The sequence below is a fragment of the Streptomyces sp. ISL-43 genome (assembly GCF_018614195.1).
In the GTDB taxonomy this organism is placed as follows: Bacteria; Actinomycetota; Actinomycetes; order Streptomycetales; family Streptomycetaceae; genus Streptomyces.
Genome location: NZ_JAGGOT010000034.1, coordinates 88,360 through 104,254 on the forward strand (window position 1 = coordinate 88,360; position 15,895 = coordinate 104,254).

14 protein-coding genes and 1 pseudogene are annotated in these 15,895 nt (G+C 72.8%); 14 read left to right on the top strand and 1 reads right to left on the bottom strand.

Going from position 1 to position 15,895, the window contains the following annotated elements; genetic code table 11:
• Nucleotides 1-95: 95 nt before the first annotated feature.
• The 4 genes and pseudogenes from J7F03_RS20205 to J7F03_RS20220 form a co-directional block, all read left to right on the top strand.
• A pseudogene (locus J7F03_RS20205) lies at nt 96-1,259 on the top strand (sodium:solute symporter); the annotation flags it as partial.
• Nucleotides 1,260-1,536: 277 nt separating this feature from the next.
• Nucleotides 1,537-1,776 (top strand): DUF6412 domain-containing protein, encoded by a 240-nt coding sequence (locus J7F03_RS42690; RefSeq protein ID WP_374104369.1) that lies wholly within the window; start codon nt 1,537-1,539, stop codon nt 1,774-1,776.
• 115 nt (nt 1,777-1,891) lie between these two features.
• Nucleotides 1,892-2,584, top strand: a complete 693-nt coding sequence (locus J7F03_RS20215) for a YidC/Oxa1 family membrane protein insertase (protein WP_214951348.1) — start codon at nt 1,892-1,894, stop codon at nt 2,582-2,584.
• A gap of 122 nt (nt 2,585-2,706) precedes the next feature.
• On the top strand, nt 2,707-3,564 hold the full coding sequence (locus J7F03_RS20220; RefSeq protein ID WP_214951350.1) for a fumarylacetoacetate hydrolase family protein: 858 nt from the start codon (nt 2,707-2,709) through the stop codon (nt 3,562-3,564).
• Nucleotides 3,565-3,711: 147 nt separating this feature from the next.
• Here the strand turns inward: J7F03_RS20220 and J7F03_RS20225 are convergent, their stop codons facing one another.
• Nucleotides 3,712-4,809, bottom strand: a complete 1,098-nt coding sequence (locus J7F03_RS20225) for a Gfo/Idh/MocA family oxidoreductase (protein ID WP_214951352.1) — start codon at nt 4,807-4,809, stop codon at nt 3,712-3,714.
• A 56-nt stretch (nt 4,810-4,865) separates the two neighbouring features.
• Here J7F03_RS20225 and J7F03_RS20230 point away from each other — a divergent pair, with 56 nt between their 5' ends.
• The 10 genes from J7F03_RS20230 to J7F03_RS20275 all read left to right on the top strand — a co-directional run bounded on the left by J7F03_RS20230 (nt 4,866) and on the right by J7F03_RS20275 (nt 15,819).
• On the top strand, nt 4,866-5,987 hold the full coding sequence (locus J7F03_RS20230) for an ROK family transcriptional regulator (protein ID WP_308379795.1): 1,122 nt from the start codon (nt 4,866-4,868) through the stop codon (nt 5,985-5,987).
• A gap of 415 nt (nt 5,988-6,402) precedes the next feature.
• Nucleotides 6,403-7,218 carry a hypothetical protein gene (locus tag J7F03_RS20235; protein WP_214951356.1) on the top strand — a complete coding sequence of 272 codons (816 nt, stop codon included), beginning with the start codon at nt 6,403-6,405 and terminating at the stop codon, nt 7,216-7,218.
• Nucleotides 7,219-7,321: 103 nt separating this feature from the next.
• Nucleotides 7,322-8,104, top strand: coding sequence for a GntR family transcriptional regulator (locus tag J7F03_RS20240; RefSeq protein ID WP_214951358.1), 783 nt, complete (start codon nt 7,322-7,324; stop codon nt 8,102-8,104).
• A gap of 157 nt (nt 8,105-8,261) precedes the next feature.
• Nucleotides 8,262-9,383, top strand: a complete 1,122-nt coding sequence (locus J7F03_RS20245; protein WP_214951360.1) for a TIGR03364 family FAD-dependent oxidoreductase — start codon at nt 8,262-8,264, stop codon at nt 9,381-9,383.
• Between the two features lie 5 nt (nt 9,384-9,388).
• Entirely contained in the window at nt 9,389-10,168 is a 780-nt protein-coding gene (locus tag J7F03_RS20250; protein WP_214951361.1) for a phosphonatase-like hydrolase, read from the top strand.
• The gene (locus J7F03_RS20255; RefSeq protein WP_214951363.1) at nt 10,165-11,214 is read left to right on the top strand and encodes an ABC transporter ATP-binding protein; all 1,050 of its coding nucleotides are present in this window, start codon (nt 10,165-10,167) and stop codon (nt 11,212-11,214) included. The genes J7F03_RS20250 and J7F03_RS20255 overlap by 4 nt, the downstream gene beginning before the upstream one ends.
• Nucleotides 11,207-12,199, top strand: a complete 993-nt coding sequence (locus J7F03_RS20260; protein WP_214951365.1) for a 2-aminoethylphosphonate ABC transporter permease subunit — start codon at nt 11,207-11,209, stop codon at nt 12,197-12,199. The genes J7F03_RS20255 and J7F03_RS20260 overlap by 8 nt, the downstream gene beginning before the upstream one ends.
• Complete coding sequence (locus J7F03_RS20265) at nt 12,186-12,983, top strand: ABC transporter permease (protein WP_214951367.1); 798 nt, start codon at nt 12,186-12,188, stop codon at nt 12,981-12,983. Before J7F03_RS20260 ends, J7F03_RS20265 begins: the two co-directional genes overlap by 14 nt.
• An 89-nt stretch (nt 12,984-13,072) precedes the next feature.
• A complete protein-coding gene (locus J7F03_RS20270) occupies nt 13,073-14,152 on the top strand; it encodes a 2-aminoethylphosphonate ABC transporter substrate-binding protein (RefSeq protein ID WP_214951369.1) in 1,080 nt (359 codons plus the stop codon).
• Nucleotides 14,153-14,298: 146 nt separating this feature from the next.
• Entirely contained in the window at nt 14,299-15,819 is a 1,521-nt protein-coding gene (locus tag J7F03_RS20275; RefSeq protein WP_214951371.1) for an alkaline phosphatase family protein, read from the top strand.
• Nucleotides 15,820-15,895: the final 76 nt, after the last annotated feature.

Genomic DNA, 15,895 nt, shown 5'->3' on the forward strand with positions numbered 1-15,895 from the left:
GGCCGTCGCGACCACCGTCTTCGCCGTCTTCATGGTGGCGACCGTCGCGCTCGGGCTGCTCGCGGTGCGCGGGCGCGGCGGGCGCGGCGGTCGCGGCGGGCGCGGCGGTCGCGACCGTCTTCCTGCTCCCCTACATCCAGCTCCAGATCACCGGAATGGGCGTGGTCGTCTCGACCGTGACGTACGGGACGGTGTCCCTGGAGTGGGCGTACTTCATCGCCTTCGCCGTCACCACCGGCTTCGTCGTCGTCAGCGGACTGCGCGGCAGCGCGTGGGTGTCCGTACTCAAGGACGTGCTGGTCATCGGCACGCTCGGATTCCTCGCCGTGTACGTGCCCCTGCACTACTTCGGCGGCTACGGAGAACTCTTCGACCGGCTCGCTGCCGAGCGGCCGCAGTGGCTGACGCTCCCCGGCGCCGGGAGCGGGGCGGGCGGCCGCGGCGAGCTGGGAGCGGGGTGGTTCGCCTCCACCGTCGTGCTCAACACGCTGACCGTCGTCATCTTCCCGACCACCGTGGCCGGGTACTTGGGCGCGCGCGACGCCGACGCGCTGCGCCGCAACGCGATCCTGCTGCCCGCCTACAACGTGCTGCTCTTCGTGCCGATGCTGCTGGGCATGGCCGCGCTGTTCGTCGTACCGGGGCTGGCGGGCGCGGACTCCAACCTCGCGCTGTTCAAGCTGGTCGTGGACGCGCTGCCGGCCTGGGCGGTGGGCGTGATCGGAGTGGCGGCGGCGCTGTCGTCGATCGTGCCGATGGCGGTGTTCATGCTGGTCATCGGCACGATGTGGGGACGCAGCGTGCTCTCGCTCGTGCCGCGCTGGAGCTCGGGGGAGCGGCAGAAGCTCGCCTCGCAGCTGGTCGTGGTCGTGGCCGGGACGATCGCGCTGGTCATGACCTACACCGCGCCGAACACGCTCGTGAGGCTCTCGCTCGTCTCCTACGAGGGCATGGCGCAGCTGGTGCCGATGCTGCTGCAGGGTCTGGTGTGGCGCAGATTGACGGCGGCGGCGGCGGTGGCCGGGCTGGTCGCGGGGGTCGGGGTCGTCTGCTGGCTGGTCTTCACGGGCAACGACCCGGTGTGGGGTGTCAACGCGGGCATGGTGGCCCTCGCCGTGAACCTGGCGGTGGCGCTGACGGTGACCCGGTTCGGGCCGCGGGAGCCGGGCGACGGGCGGCCCGACGCCGAAGTGCTGGCCCGGGATCCGCTGCCCGGGGAGGATTCCCCCTCCGTGCCCGTTGTCAGTGGGGCGGGCTAGGATCGATCGCGAGTACGAGTACGGGTACGAGTGCGATGTACTGGTCCTGGATCTCGTATGGGCGTGTGGGCTTGTGGGCGTACGGGTGTTCGTGCGCGGGAGCGGAAGGGGGGTGGTCTGCATGGCTGGGGAACGAAGCGGTGGTGGGACCTCGCCGTCCTTCCCGGTCTTCGCCGCCTGCTCTGCCTCCTCCGCGCTCACCCGGAGCGCGAGTTCGCGGGTGATCGCCCTGCTCGTCCCGCTGATTCCGCTGGTGCTGCTCGGAGGAGTTCTCGGGCTGTTCACCGGGGAGAACGGGCTCGGCGCCGTGGTGGCCGTCCTCGCGGTCACCGTCGCCGTGGGCGCCGAGGCCCTGGCCGCCGCCGCGCGTCTGGTCCGGCCCGTGCCGCCGCACCGAATACGCACCGCGATCCGTGATCGTGAGCAGCGCACGGCGTTCCTGCCGCAGCGCGATCCCGACGCCTCGGGCCGGTCGCGGCCCAGGGCACCCGGCCGTCTCGTCCCGACGGCCGCGTAGGGGCGCGCAGTTCCTCTCGCCTTCCGCTGACTGATCACTGTCGTCGCCCCTCGTGGGTCGTCACGCCGAAACGCATCACTTTCGACGTTCGACGAGACCCCTTCGGAGGGCCCGCGTGTCCGTTTTCACTCATCTTGTTGCTCAGCTGGGCAGGCTCCTGGAGCCGCTGCTGGCCGAGTCCGCGACCGCTGCCGCGATCGTGCTGTTCACCGTGCTCGTGCGGCTCGCGCTGCACCCGCTGAGCCGGGCCGCCTTCCGCGGGGCGACCCCGGCGGCGGGCTGCCTGCCCGTGCTGCTCCAACTGCCGGTCTTCTTCGTGATGTACCGGGCGTTCTCCTCGTCGGAGATCGGCGGGGCCGCCAACGAGCTGCTCGGGCACCGGCTGTTCGCCGCGCCGCTCGGGGACCGGTGGGGCGACGCGCTCGGGGAGGGCGGCCTGTTCGGGGCGCCGGGGCTGGTGTTCCTCGGGCTGTTCGCGGCCATCGCGGCGGTGGCCGCCTGGAGCGCGGCGCGCGGACGCAAGGCCGCGGCGCTGACGGCTGCCACCGCGGCGGCTGCTGGAGGGGGCAAGCCCGCCGGGGTGATGGCTGACGTGAGCGCCGAGCAGCGCGAGGTCATGCGCAAGCTGGGCGGCGTACTGCCCCTGCTGTCCTTCGGGACGTTGATCACCGCCGCCCTCGTGCCGCTCGCCGCCGGGCTGTACCTGGTCACCACCACCGCGTGGTCGGTGGCCGAGCGGGTCTGGCTCCAGCACCGCAAGGAGCGGGCCGAGGGGAAGATCGGCGGAGCCGCGTGTTCCAGTCTGTGAACAGGGTCTTGCGGATTGGGTCGACTTCTTGGAGGATCGGCCAATCCTCCGATGGCCGCAACCCATCGTCCGGCCCGGGGCATGCCCATGGGTCGACCACTCACGACCACGGGAGAATGCCCATGAAGCTGCTGCGTGTAGGACCCGTCGGGTCGGAGCGCCCCGCGCTGCTCGACCAGGACGGGACCCTGCGGGACCTGTCCGGCCTGATCACGGATGTGGACGGCGCGCTGCTCGCCGACGACTCCGTGCTGTCCCGGGTCCGGGACGCGGCCGGGTCCGGTGAGCTCCCGGTGCTGGACGCCGAGGGTCTTCGGACCGGGTCCGCCGTCGGCCGCATAGGCAAGGTCGTGGGCATCGGCCTGAACTACCACGGGCACGCGGCCGAGGTCGGCGCCGAGGCGCCGGCCGAGCCGATCCTCTTCCTCAAGGCGTCCGACACGGTGGTCGGCCCCGACGAGACCGTGCTGATCCCGCGCGGGAGCGTCAAGACCGACTGGGAGGCCGAGCTCGGCGTCGTCATCGGCAGCACCGCCCGCTACCTGGACTCCGCCGAGGAGGGCCTCGCGCACGTCGGCGGGTACGTGCTGGTCAACGACGTGACGGAGCGCGCCTTCCAGAACGAGCGCGGCGGCACCTGGGACAAGGGCAAGAACTGCGAGACCTTCACGCCGCTCGGCCCCTGGCTGGTCACCGCGGACGAGATCCCGGACCCGCAGGCGCTCGACGTGAAGCTGTGGGTGAACGGCGAGCTCAAGCAGGACGGTCACACCTCGGACCAGATCTTCCCGGTCGGCGAGGTCGTGCGGTACGTGAGCCAGTTCATGACCCTGTACCCGGGCGACGTCCTGATCACGGGCACCCCGGCGGGTGTGGCCGCGGGCCAGCCGGAGCCGAAGCCGTTCCTGCGGGCCGGTGACGTGGTGGAGCTGGAGATCGACGGCCTCGGCCGCCAGCGCCAGGAGTTCAAGAGCGCGTAGTCGCGCCGCTCGCGCACGCACGGAAAGGGGCGGTGCCGTCGTCGACGGCGCCGCCCCTTTCCCGTCTGCGGTCTGCGGTCTGCGGTTTGTGGTCCGCGGTCGGCTGCCGGTAGTCAGCCGTCAGCCGTCAGTCGTCGGTCGTCGGCCTCAGCCGACCTTCACGGTCACGCCGTCCCGCGACGACTGCCGCGCCGCCTCCAGTACGTCCAGGCAGTGCGCCGCCTCGAGCGCCGTGACCGGGGCGGGTCCGCCGCTGCGCAGCGCGCCGGCCACGGCCGCGTAGTACGCCGGGTAGTCGCCCGGCGCCGTCGGCACCGGCGTCCCGGCGCCGGTCAGCGGCGATTCCCCGGAGCCCAGCCGGCCCCACAGGTGCTCGGGCTCCTCGCCCCACGTGCGCCCGGGGTCGCCCGGCCGCTGCCCCTCGCGCAGCGCGTTCTCCTGCGGGTCGAGCCCGTACTTGACGTAGCCCGCGCTGGAGCCGAGTACCCGGAACCGCGGTCCCAGCTGGGCCGTGGTCGCGCTGACGTACAGGTGCGAGCGGACTCCGCTCGCGTGCGTGAGGGCGATGAAGGTGTCGTCGTCCGCCTCCGCGCCCGGGCGGCGCACGTCGGCCTCCGCGTAGACCCGTACGGCCGGGCCGAACAGCACCAGCGCCTGGTCGACCACATGGCTGCCGAGGTCGTACAGCAGGCCGCCGATCTCCTCCGGCGCGCCGGATTCGCGCCAGCCGCCCTTGAGCTGCGGGCGCCAGCGCTCGAAGCGGGACTCGAAGCGCTGGATCTCGCCCAGCTCGCCGGCGGCGAGGAGGCGGCGCAGCGTGAGGAAGTCGTTGTCCCAGCGGCGGTTCTGGAAGACGGACAGGAAGGTCCCCGTCCGCTCGGAGAGCGCGGCCAGCTCGCGCGCCTCGGCGGCGGTGGCGGCGAGCGGCTTGTCCACGACCACGGGGATGCCGGCGGTGAGGGCGGCGGTGGCGAGCGGGACGTGCGTCTTGTTGGGGGAGGCGATGACGACGAGGTCGAGGGCGGGGGACCGGTCCCCGTTCCACAGCTCGTCGGCGCTGCCGGCGATCCGGACGTCCGGGTAGGCCTCGCGCGCCTGGGCGGCGCGGCCCGGGTCCGAGGTGACGACGGTGTCGAGGACGAGGCCGTCGGTCGCGGACACGAGCGGGGCGTGGAAGACGGAACCGGCCAGTCCGTAGCCGACGAGTCCGACGCGGAGGGGAGTGGCGGGGGCGGTGTCGTTCATGGCGAACACTTTGGCAACAGTGTTGCCTAAGTGCAAGGAGGGTGGACAATGGCCAGGTGGACAGGGGTAGCGGGGGCAAGGGCAACGGCGTGAACCTGCCGTTGCTGCGCGGGCACAACGACGCGCTGGTACTGGACCTGCTGCGCGCCGCCGGCCCGTGCGGCCTCGGCCGTGCGGACCTCGCGGACCGTACGGGGCTCACCCCGCAGGCCGTCAGCAAGATCACGGCACGGCTCCGGGACGAGGGGCTGGTGGCCGACGCGGGGCGCGAGGCGTCCACGGGAGGCAAGCCGCGCACGCTGCTGAAGCTGGTGCGGGAGGCGCGGTACGCGGTCGGGGTGCATCTGGATCGCGACGAGCTCACGGCGGTACGGGTGGACCTGGCCGGTCGCGTCGTCACCGACTGGCGGGGCCCGCTGGACTTCGGGGCCGGTCCGGACGTCGTGGTCGAGGACGTCGTACGGGCGGTCGCGCGGGTTTGCGGTGATGCGGGTGGCGGTGCCGGTTCTGGTGCCGGTGGGTCGGGCGGGCCGGTCCTCGGCGTCGGCGTGGCCGCGCCGGGACCGCTGGACTGGCGGACCGGGGTGCTGGGACGGGTGACGGGGTACCCGCAATGGGCGGGGTTCCCGTTGGGGGAGGTGCTGCGGAGTCGGCTCGGGCTCCCGGTGCGGGTGGACAAGGACACCAACGCGGGGGTGGCGGCAGCCGGGTTCGACGGAGCCGCTGCGGACGAGGCCGTGGCGTACGTCCACGTCGGCACCGGACTGGGAGCGGGGCTCCGGCTGGGCGGCGATGGCGGCGTCTACCGGGGGCGCCGCTCGGCGGCGGGGGAGTTCGGGCACCAGGTGCTGCGGCTCGACGGGCCGCCCTGCCGCTGCGGGGGGCGCGGGTGCGCGGAGGTGCTGTGCCTGGACGCGGTGGCGGGGGGCCGGCTCGAGGAGGCGGCACGGATCGTGGGGGAGGCGGCGGCGAACCTGGTCGCGCTGCTGGACGTGGACCGGGTGCTGCTCGGGGGGCGCGTGGTGGCGGCTGCGCCGGACGTGTTCGTGGACGGGGTGCGGGGGGTGGTGGCCGCGAGATCCCTGGGCGGGGGTGAGGCCGTCCGGGTCGGCCTCGCGGGGGCGGGTGTGGCGGAGGGGGCGGCGGAGTTGGTGCTCGGGTCGGTGTTCGGCCGCTGAACGCTGCGCGGTGCTGCGCGGTGCTGCGCGGTGGGGCGGCGCCAGGCCCGTGGCTGCGCGCCCCGCCGGCCGGCGCCGTCCCCGACCGGCTGGTCCGTGGCTCCGCGCCGCCGGTCGGTGGCTTCCCCGACCGGCTGGTCCGTGGCTCCGCGCCGCCGGTCGGTGGCTTCCCCGACCGTTTGATCCGTGGCCCCGCGGCCCCGCGCCCCGCGCCTCAAGCGCCGCAGGGCTGGGTTTGGCGTCGGGCCGGCTTCGCTGGGGGCAGCGAGTCGGCCATACGGGGGGAAACGGGGAGGGACCGGGCGCGGCGCTGGACAGGGGGTCGCGGGCGCGTGGGAGGGTGCGGGCAGGGCCGGGGTGATTGTCGCCTCGTCCGACTATCTTCCTGTCCGTCGGCGAGTAGCGAAGGTCTGCCATGCGACTGCGCGAAGCCCTTGCCCTCTCCGCCGTTCTCGTCGCCGGCATCGCCGCCGCCCCCACCGCGGTCGCGGACATCGGCACCGGCGGCGGGGCCCACCCCGCCCCCGCGCTTCCCTCCCGGGTGGAGGCCACCTGCGGCGACGCGAAGAGCACGCAGTTCCCCATCGGCGCGCGGATCCGCGGCGGCCCGGCCGTCTACCGGACCGGCGGCGAGCCGCAGACCTGGTACCTCGACCTCACCAACACCACCGCCGGCGAGTGCACGGCCGTCCACCCCGTCGTCGTCTTCACCGACAAGGCCCGCGCCCTGCGACCAGCCCATTTCCGGATGGAGTTCGCTGCCCCGGGCGCACCGGGCGGTGCCTTCCCCGTCAGCCTGGAGCACACCGACCGGGACGAGATCATCGCCGTCTTCGACGGCGGCGACGCCTTTTCCGGCTTCACCGTCGGCGCCGGTGGTTCCGTGACCGTCACCGTCCGGCTCGCCTTCGCCCCCGGCACCCCGCACGGCGAAGCCCTGGCCGACGCCGCCCTCGTCCAGCGCAAGGGCGACGACGGCGACTGGGTCGGCGAGGCCGGCGGCTACCGCTTCGACATCGAGGGACCCGGCGGCGGCGAGAGCGGCGAAGCGAGGGCCCTGGCCGGTACCGGCGGCCCCGGCCGGCCCGCCTGGGTGTACGGGGCCTACGCCGCGGCCGCCCTGGCCGGTGGCGGCGGCCTCCTGCTCGGAGCCCGCCGGCTGCGCAACCCGGCCCGCCCGGCCCGCACCACGGGCACCGCGCGCACGGCCAAGAGCACTCAGGGCTCGTAGACCGTCCGCCCTGGCTCTTTGCCCGTCCACCCTGGCCCGCAGCCCGCCCCCCGCGGCCCGCGGCCCCACCGCCCCGTCCACCTCGCCCACGTAGCATCCGAGCGTGGAAGAACCGACCCCGTACCCGCATGCCCCGTACCACCACCAGCCCGGCCTGCCCGTCCGCTCCGGCATCCCGGAGCACGGCCGCATCCCCAAGTACTACGCCGTCAAGGCCCGCATCGCCGGGCTGCTCGGCGAGCTCGGCGAGGGCGGGCCGCTGCCCACCGAGCGCGACCTCGCCGAGCAGTACGAGGTCTCCCGCGAGACCGTCCGCCAGGCCCTGCGCGAGCTGCTGCTCGAGGGCCGGCTGCGCCGCTCGGGCCGCGGTACCGTCGTCGCCGGGCCGAAGCTCGAACAGCCCTTGTCGCTGGCGAGTTACACCGAGGGCGTACGTCGTCAGGGACGCACCCCCGGGCGCAGTCTGATCGGCCTGGAGCGGTTCCCCTGCCCGGCCGACGTGACCGCGGGCATCGGCGCCGAGGCCGGTGAACCGGTCTGGCACCTGGAGCGGGTGCTGCTCGCCGACGACGAGCGCGTCGGGCTGGAGAGCACGTACATCCGGGTCGCCCGCGCGCCCCGCCTCGACGTCGATTTCCAGCCGGACTCCTCCTTCTACGGGTACCTCCACGACAGCCTCGGCATCTCCTTCGGCGACGCCGACGAGAAGCTGGAGACGGTCCTCGCCACGCCCCGCGAGGCCCTGCTGATCGGTACCCCGCCGGCGCTCCCGATGCTGCTCATCCACCGCTTCTCGCGGGACCGGGACGGCCGGCCGCTGGAGCGGGTGCGTTCGCTCTATCGTGGCGACCGGTTCAGCTTCACGACCCACCTGCGACCCGAATAGCCGCTGCCTTCACCACCCAAAGGGCCGGAAAGGCCCCAAAGAGGACGCATTACTATCACGGAACGATAACGGGTCTAGTCCAAGTGTCGGGAGTCGTTCACCGGGGCGTCGCCCACGCGATCCTCGCGGGTCACGGGCCGCCGCCACCGTGGACGACGTGAGAGTCATAGTCGTCGGAGGCGGCGTGGTCGGCACCATGCACGCCTGGCAAGCAGTCGAACGCGGCCACGAGGTCGTCCAGATCGAGCGGGAAGCGGAGGCCCGGGGCGCGTCACTGCGCAATTTCGGCCAGATCTGGGTCAGTGGACGGGCCGGGGGCGAGGAACTCGACACCGCCCTGCGGGCCCGCGAGCTCTGGGAGGGGATCGGCGAGCGCGTGCCCGGCCTGGGCTTCCGTGCCATCGGCTCCCTCACCCCGGTCCGGGGCGCCCGCGAGTACGCCGTCGCCGAGGCGGCCGTCGCCCGCCCCGACGCCGCCGCCCGCGGCTACGCACTGGTCACCGCGGCCGAGGCCCGGGAGATCAACCCCGCCCTGCGCGGCGCCTTCGAGGCCGCCCTGTGGTGCGAGCGGGACGCGGCGGTCGAACCGCGCACCGCCCAGCTCCACTTGCGCGAGGCCCTCCGGGCGAGCGGCCGCTACACCTTCCTCCCCGGCCGCGAGGTCCGCGAGGTCGTCGGCGAAGGCGCCGTCCGCGACGACCACGGCGACGTCCACCGGGGCGACGCCGTCGTCCTGGCCACCGGCGCCTGGCTGTCCGGCCTGGTCCGTGAGCTGGTCCCCGATCTGCCCGTGCGCCGCGTACGGCTCCAGATGATGCAGACCGTCCCGCTCGGCGAACCCCTGACGACCTCGGTCGCCGACGCCGACAGCTTCCGCTACTACCCCGCCTACAAGTCCGCCGCGCTCGACGAGCTGAACGCCGGGCAGGCCCAGACGCCGATCGCCGCCGCGCACAAGATGCAGCTCCTGATGGTCCAGCGGCGGGACGGCGGACTGACCATCGGCGACACCCACGAGTACGAGCACCCCTTCGCGTTCGACACCCTCGAAGACCCCTACGAGCACCTCACCGAGGTCGTCGAGTCCCTCCTGGGCCGCCCGCTGCCGAAGGTCCGGCATCGCTGGGCGGGCGTGTACGCGCAGTGCACCGACACCACCCGCGTCGTCCACCGCCAGCAGGTGGGCGACGGCGTCTGGCTGGTGACCGGACCCGGCGGCAGGGGCATGACCTGCTCGCCCGCCATAGCCGAGACCACCGCGAACGAACTGGGCTGGTAAGCACGATGACCGACAACACCCCCCACAGCAGCGACCACAGCAGCGACCACAGCGACGACCGCGGGCCCGGCGACACCCGCCACCGCGACCGCAAGCTGATCGTCCTCGACATGGCCGGCACCACCGTCGCCGACGGCGGCCTCGTCGAGCGCGCCTTCGAGCGCGCCGCCGAGCGCCTCGGCGTCGAGCCGGGCAGCGCCGACCACGCCGCCAAGCTCCAGTACGTCCGCGACACCATGGGCGAGTCGAAGATCTCCGTCTTCCGCCACCTCTTCGGCGCCGAGGACCTCGCCCAGCGCGCCAACTCCGCCTTCGAGGAGGCCTACGGGGAGCTCGTGGACGGCGGCCTCATCGCGCCGGTCCCCGGTGCCCGCGCCGCCATCGAGAAGCTCCGCGGCGACGGCCGCACCGTCGTCCTGACCACCGGGTTCGCCCGCGTCACCCAGGACGCCATCCTCGACGCCCTCGGCTGGCAGAGCCTGGCCGACCTCACCCTGTGCCCCGCCGACGCGGGCGGCCGCGGCCGGCCCTACCCGGACATGGTGCTGGCCGCCTTCCTGCGCACCGGCGCCGTGGCCGACGTACGCCACACCGTGGTCGCCGGCGACACGGCCTACGACATGCTCGCCGGTGTCCGCTCCGGCGCCGGCCTCGTGGCCGGCGTCCTCACCGGCGCGCACGACCGCGAGGCCTTGCGCGAGCACGGCGCGACCCACGTCCTGGCCTCCATCGCCGATCTCCCCGCGGTTCTGGAGCGCGCCCCGGCCGAGGAGTCCGGCGCGTGAGCGGCGTCCGCTTCGACTCGGTCTCGGTCGCCTACGGCGGCAACACCGTCCTGGACCGGCTCGACCTGAGCGTCGAGCCCGGCGAGGTCATGGCGCTGCTCGGGCCCTCCGGCTCCGGCAAGACCACGGCGCTGCGCGCGGTCGCCGGTTTCGTCCGGCCGCTCTCGGGCCGGGTGCTGATCGGCGGCCGGGACGTCACCGCGCTCCCGCCCCACAAGCGCGGCATCGGCATGGTCGTCCAGCAGTACGCGCTCTTCCCGCACATGCGCGTCGAGGACAACGTCGCCTTCGGCCTCCGGGCGCAGAAGACCCCCAAGGCCGAGATCCGCGGCCGCGTCGCCGAGGCCCTCGGCATGACCGGGATGGCCGCCTACGCCAAGCGCTACCCGCGCGAGCTCTCCGGCGGCCAGCAGCAGCGCGTGGCCATCGCCCGCGCGCTCGCCATCCGCCCCGGCGTGCTGGTGCTGGACGAGCCGCTGTCCGCGCTGGACGCGCAGCTGCGCTCCGGGATGCTCGCCGAACTGGCCCGCCTGCACCGCGAACTGCCCGACGTATCCATCCTCTACGTCACCCACGACCAGGTCGAGGCGCTGACCCTCGCCGACCGGATCGCCGTCATGGACCAGTCCCGGCTGCAGGACTGCGGCACCCCGCAGGAGCTGTACCGGGCCCCGCGCACCGAGTTCACCGCCTCCTTCGTCGGCAACGCCAACCTGCTGCCGGTCACCGTGGCCTCCGAAGGCGCGCTGTTCGCCGGGCAACCGATCGCCCTGGACCGGGGCCGCGCGGCCGTCGGCGCGAGCGCGACCTTGTGCGTACGGCCGCACCTGTTCGGGCTCGGCGCCGGCCCCAACGCGCTGAGCGGGACGATCACCGAGGTGCAGTGGCGCGGTTCGACCCACCGGCTCTACGTCGACGTCGAGGGCCACCGCGTCAAGGCGGACCTGCCCGAACTGCGCGAGACCCCGGCGCTGGGCGACCGCGTCACCCTGCACTTCGAGCCGCGGGACGCGGTCCTGCTGTCCGCGGGGGTGTCCGATGGCTGAGGCCACGGACCGGCGCGGGGCGGCGCCGCCGGCCGAGGCCGGGACTCCGGCCGTTCCCCACCAGCCGGTACGAAGCCTTGCCCCGGGCGAGCCCCACCCCCCGGCCGGAGCCCCAGGCGGCTTCGCGGCCCAGGCCGCACGGGCGCCCCGTAGCGTGCCCGGCCTGCTGTGGACGGTTCCTCCCGTGGCCGTGCTCGCGGCGGTCTTCCTCTACCCCCTCGCGCTGGTCGTCCAGCAGTCCCTCACCCCCGAGAAAGGCGGCGGCGCCTTCGACGCCTACGCCTCCGTCTTCGCCTCGCACTCCTTCCGCGAGGCCCTCGGCACCACGGTGTGGCTGGCCGTCGGCGCCACCGCCGGCTGCCTGGTCCTCGGGTTCGCGCTCGCGCTGGTCATCGCCTTCGTCCCCTTCCCCGGGGCGCGCGCCGTCGCCAAGTTCATCGACGTCTTCCTCTCCTTCCCCTCCTTCCTCATCACCCTCGCCCTCCTCTTCGTCTACGGGACGGTCGGCATGGCCAACGGACTGTGGACCGACGTCTTCGGCGTCGCCGACGGGCCCTTCCACTTCCTCGCCACCCCGTGGGGCGTCCTCCTCGCCGAGATCACCTACTTCACGCCGTTCGTGATGCGCCCGCTGCTCGCCGCCTTCTCCCAGCTGGACACCGCCCAGCTGGAGGCGGCCCAGCTGGAGGCGGCTTCCTCGCTCGGCGCGAAGCCCGGCCGCATCGTCCGGCGGGTGATCCTGCCCGAGGCGCTCCCGGCCCTCGCCGCCGGCGGCAGCCTCGTCCTCGTCATGTGCCTCAACGAGTTCGGGATCGTCCTGTTCACCGGAGCCAAGGGCGTCACCACGCTCCCGATGCTCATCTACGGCAAGGCGATCCTCGAATCCGACTACTCGGCCGCCTGCGTGGTCGCCGTCGTCAACATCGCGATCTCCGTCGGCCTGTTCGGCCTCTACCGGGTGGTGAGCAAGCGTGCTGGTGCATAGCAAGGGCGGCCGCTGGGCCGCCTGGAGCCTCTTCGGCCTCCTCTTCCTGCCCCTCTTCGCCCTGCCGCTCCTCGTGGTGGTGGCCGCCTCCTTCGCCACCCACTGGTCCGGCGCCTTCCCCTCGGGCCCGACCACCGGGAACTACGCCTCCGCCGTACAGGGGGAATCCCTCCGGGCACTGACCACCTCGCTGCTCACGGCGCTGGCCGCGAGCCTGCTCGCGCTCACCGTCGGCACCTGGGCGGCGCTCGCCGCCGCCGGGCTGAAGAAGCGCGCCAAGCGGTCCCTGGACGCGCTGTTCATGCTCCCGGTCGCCGTACCGTCCGTGGTCGTCGGCCTCGCCGTGCTCGTCGCCTTCAGCAAGCCGCCGCTGCTGCTCAACGGCACCGGCTCGATCGTGATCCTGGCGCACACGATCCTCGTCACGGCGTTCGCCTACCAGTCGGTCTCGGCTGCCATCGTGCGCCTCGATCCCGCCTACGAGCAGGCGGCGGCCTCCCTGGGCGCCCACCCCGTCTACGTGCTGTGGAGGGTCAAGCTGCCCCTCCTGCTGCCGTCGCTCACGGCGGCCGCCGGCCTCTGCTTCGCCCTGTCCATGGGCGAGCTGAGCGCCACGATGATGCTCTACCCGCCGGACTGGATGCCCCTGCCGGTCCGGATCTTCACCGCCACCGACCGCGGTTCGCTCTTCGGCGGATCCGCCGTCGCCGTGGTCCTGATGGCCGCCACCCTGCTGGTCCTGCTGGCCGTCTCGCGCGTCCGCACCAAGGCCGCGTACCGCTGAACCCCAGCTCAACCCAGCTCAACCCAGCTGAATCCCTGCTGAGCCCTGCTGATTCCCCTGCCGACTCCCTTTCCCCGTGAGGAAGTTCCATGCCCAGCAACAAGTACCCGCGTGTCACCGCTGCCGTCGTCTGCAGCCTCGCGCTCGCCGCCGGGCTCACCGCCTGCGGCGGATCCTCCTCCGCGGAGGAGTCCGAGGGCGGCGGCGAGAAGGTCGTCACCGTCTACAGCGCCGACGGCCTCAAGAGCGACAAGGGCGACGGCTGGTACGACAAGGTCTTCGCCGACTTCACGAAGAAGACCGGCATCGAGGTCAAGTACGTCGAGGGCGGCTCCGGCGAGATGGTGCAGCGCGCCGTCCGCGAGAAGACCAACACGCAGGCCGACGTGCTGATCACCCTGCCCCCCTTCATCCAGCAGGCCGACGGCAAGGGCCTGCTCCAGACGTACAAGCCGCAGGGCTCCGACAAGGTCAGCGGCGCGAACAAGGCCACCGACGGCAAGTGGACCTCGGTCGTCAACAACTACTTCGGCTTCGTCTACAACAAGAAGGAGCTCGCCCAGGCCCCCAGGACGTGGGAAGAGCTGCTGGACGCCAAGTACAAGGGCAAGCTCCAGTACTCCACCCCGGGCGTCGCGGGCGACGGCACGGCCGTGCTCATCAAGTCGATGCACGACTTCGGCGGCAAGGAGCCGGCGATGGAGTACCTGAAGAAGCTCCACGCCAACAACGTCGGCCCGTCCTCCTCCACCAGCAAGCTCGCGCCCAAGACCGACAAGGGCGAGCTGCTCGTCGCCAACGGCGACGTCCAGATGAACTTCGCGCAGTCCAAGTCCATGCCGAACCTGGGCATCTGGTTCCCCGCCAAGGACGGCGGCAAGCCCACCACCTTCTCCCTCCCGTACGCGGCAGGCCTGGTCGACAAGGCCCCGCACACCGAGAACGGCAGGAAGCTCCTCGACCACCTGCTCAGCGAGGACGCCCAGAAGCTGGTCAGCGGGGTCGGCGGCGGCTTCCCGGCGCGCACCGACGTCAAGCCCACCGACGCCAACGCCGTCGAACTCACCAAGCTCATGACGGGCGTCGAGATCTTCGAGCCGGACTGGACCGACATCGACAAGAACCTCACCGGCTACGTCGACTCGTGGAAGTCTGCAACCGGAAGCTGACTCGTTGCCTCCCGGTCACCCACGACCGGGACAGTGACGCGTGGATAACGGGTCTGGACCGAAGACCGCACCTTCGGTCCGGACCCGAGACGTGTAACGACGTACGACCACTCGCGCATTCACCACGATCACTCCCGGAGGAGTTCGTGCCCACTGTCCTGTCCGGACGCGCCCTCGCTGTGGCCGCCACCGCCACGGCCCTGCTCGCCACCGCACTCGGCACTCACGCCGCCACCGCCGACGAGGCCGCCGCCCCCGTCAACAAGGTCCTGGTCATCGGCATCGACGGCACGGTCCTGGACCGCGTCAAGGTCGCCGACGCCCCGAACCTCAACGGCCTGATGGCCCAGGGCCTGACCGCCCGCAGCACCCTGTACGCGAACCCGATGGCCGCCACCTCCTCGGGCCCGGGCTGGTCCACCATCGCCACCGGCGTGTGGCCCGACAAGCACGGAGTGAAGGACAACTCCTTCACCGGCAAGAACTACACGGCCTACCCGGACTTCCTGACCCGCGTCGAGAACGCCAAGCCGGCGCTCAACACGTACGCGGCCGCCGACTGGGAGCCCATCACCTCCACCGACCAGAACGGCCCGATCTTCTCCGCCAAGGTCGACAAGCGCCTGAGCCTCAAGGGCGACCGCGACGGCTACGGCAGCGAGGACCCCAAGATCGCCGCCGCGGCCGCCGCCGAACTGCGCGACCAGAACCCCGACGCCGCCTTCGTCTACCTCGGCGAGATCGACCACGCGGGCCACTCCTCCGGCGCCGCGAGCCAGGAGTACCTGAACACCATCGCCCGCGTCGACAAGCTGATCGGGCAGCTCCTCACCGCCGTCCAGGCGCGTCCCACGTACGGCCAGGAGAGCTGGAAGATCCTGGTCACCACCGACCACGGCCACACCAACGCCGGTGGCCACGGCGGCTCCACCATCCAGGAGCGCGGCACCTTCGTCATCGCCAAGGGCGCGGGCATCCCCGCCGGATCGGTGCGCGGCGACGTGAAGCTCGTCGACGTCGCTGCGACCGCGCTCGCCCACGTCGGGGTCGCCGGCCCGGCCATCGACGGGGTGCCGCTCGACGCCCCGGACGACGACCCCTTCGACACCCTGCGCCCCAACCTCCAAGCGTGCGTGGACGAGACGGGCATCCCGGCCGCCACCAAGGGCTTCACGCACACCCCGCCGGCCGGCTGGTCGATCGACAACTCCAAGATGGGCACGGGCGGTGTCACCGAGTGGGCCGGCTGGGCCTTCGCCACCGACGAGTTCTGGAGCCAGGCGCAGCGCGACCAGTGGCGCGAGCTGAACGTCCGCTCCCGTGACGTCTTCGCCGTCGCCGACTCCGACGAGTGGGACGACAAGAGCCACACGGGCTCCTACGACTCCACCCTCATCACCCCCAAGTGGGCGGTCACCGGCGGATCGACGCGGAACCTGACCTTCCAGACCCACTACCGCCACGAGGCCGGCCAGAGCGCCCAGGTCCTGGTCTCCTACAACGGCGGTACGCCGGCGGTCGTCAAGAACTACACCGCCGACGCGGTCGCCCGGTCCGAGTCGATCGCGCTCCAGGTCCCGGCCGGAGCCACCGACGTCCAGGTCCGCTTCCGCTACAGCGGCAGCAACAACTGGTACTGGACCGTCGACAACGTCAAGCTCGGCTGACCTGCCGCAAGGCCCTCTGTCCGGGCCGTGGACGCCCACCGCGTCCACGGCCCGACCCGGATAGGGTGGTACAGAC

What these genes read in the sequence shown, in the direction of transcription:
- J7F03_RS20260 (WP_214951365.1), top strand. Translation starts at nt 11,207, where the DNA reads ATGGCTGAGGCCACGGACCGGCGCGGGGCGGCGCCGCCGGCCGAGGCC.
- J7F03_RS20250 (WP_214951361.1), top strand. Translation starts at nt 9,389, where the DNA reads ATGACCGACAACACCCCCCACAGCAGCGACCACAGCAGCGACCACAGC.
- J7F03_RS20270 (WP_214951369.1), top strand. Translation starts at nt 13,073, where the DNA reads ATGCCCAGCAACAAGTACCCGCGTGTCACCGCTGCCGTCGTCTGCAGC.
- J7F03_RS20225 (WP_214951352.1), bottom strand. Translation starts at nt 4,809, where the DNA reads ATGAACGACACCGCCCCCGCCACTCCCCTCCGCGTCGGACTCGTCGGC.
- J7F03_RS20235 (WP_214951356.1), top strand. Translation starts at nt 6,403, where the DNA reads ATGCGACTGCGCGAAGCCCTTGCCCTCTCCGCCGTTCTCGTCGCCGGC.
- J7F03_RS20220 (WP_214951350.1), top strand. Translation starts at nt 2,707, where the DNA reads ATGAAGCTGCTGCGTGTAGGACCCGTCGGGTCGGAGCGCCCCGCGCTG.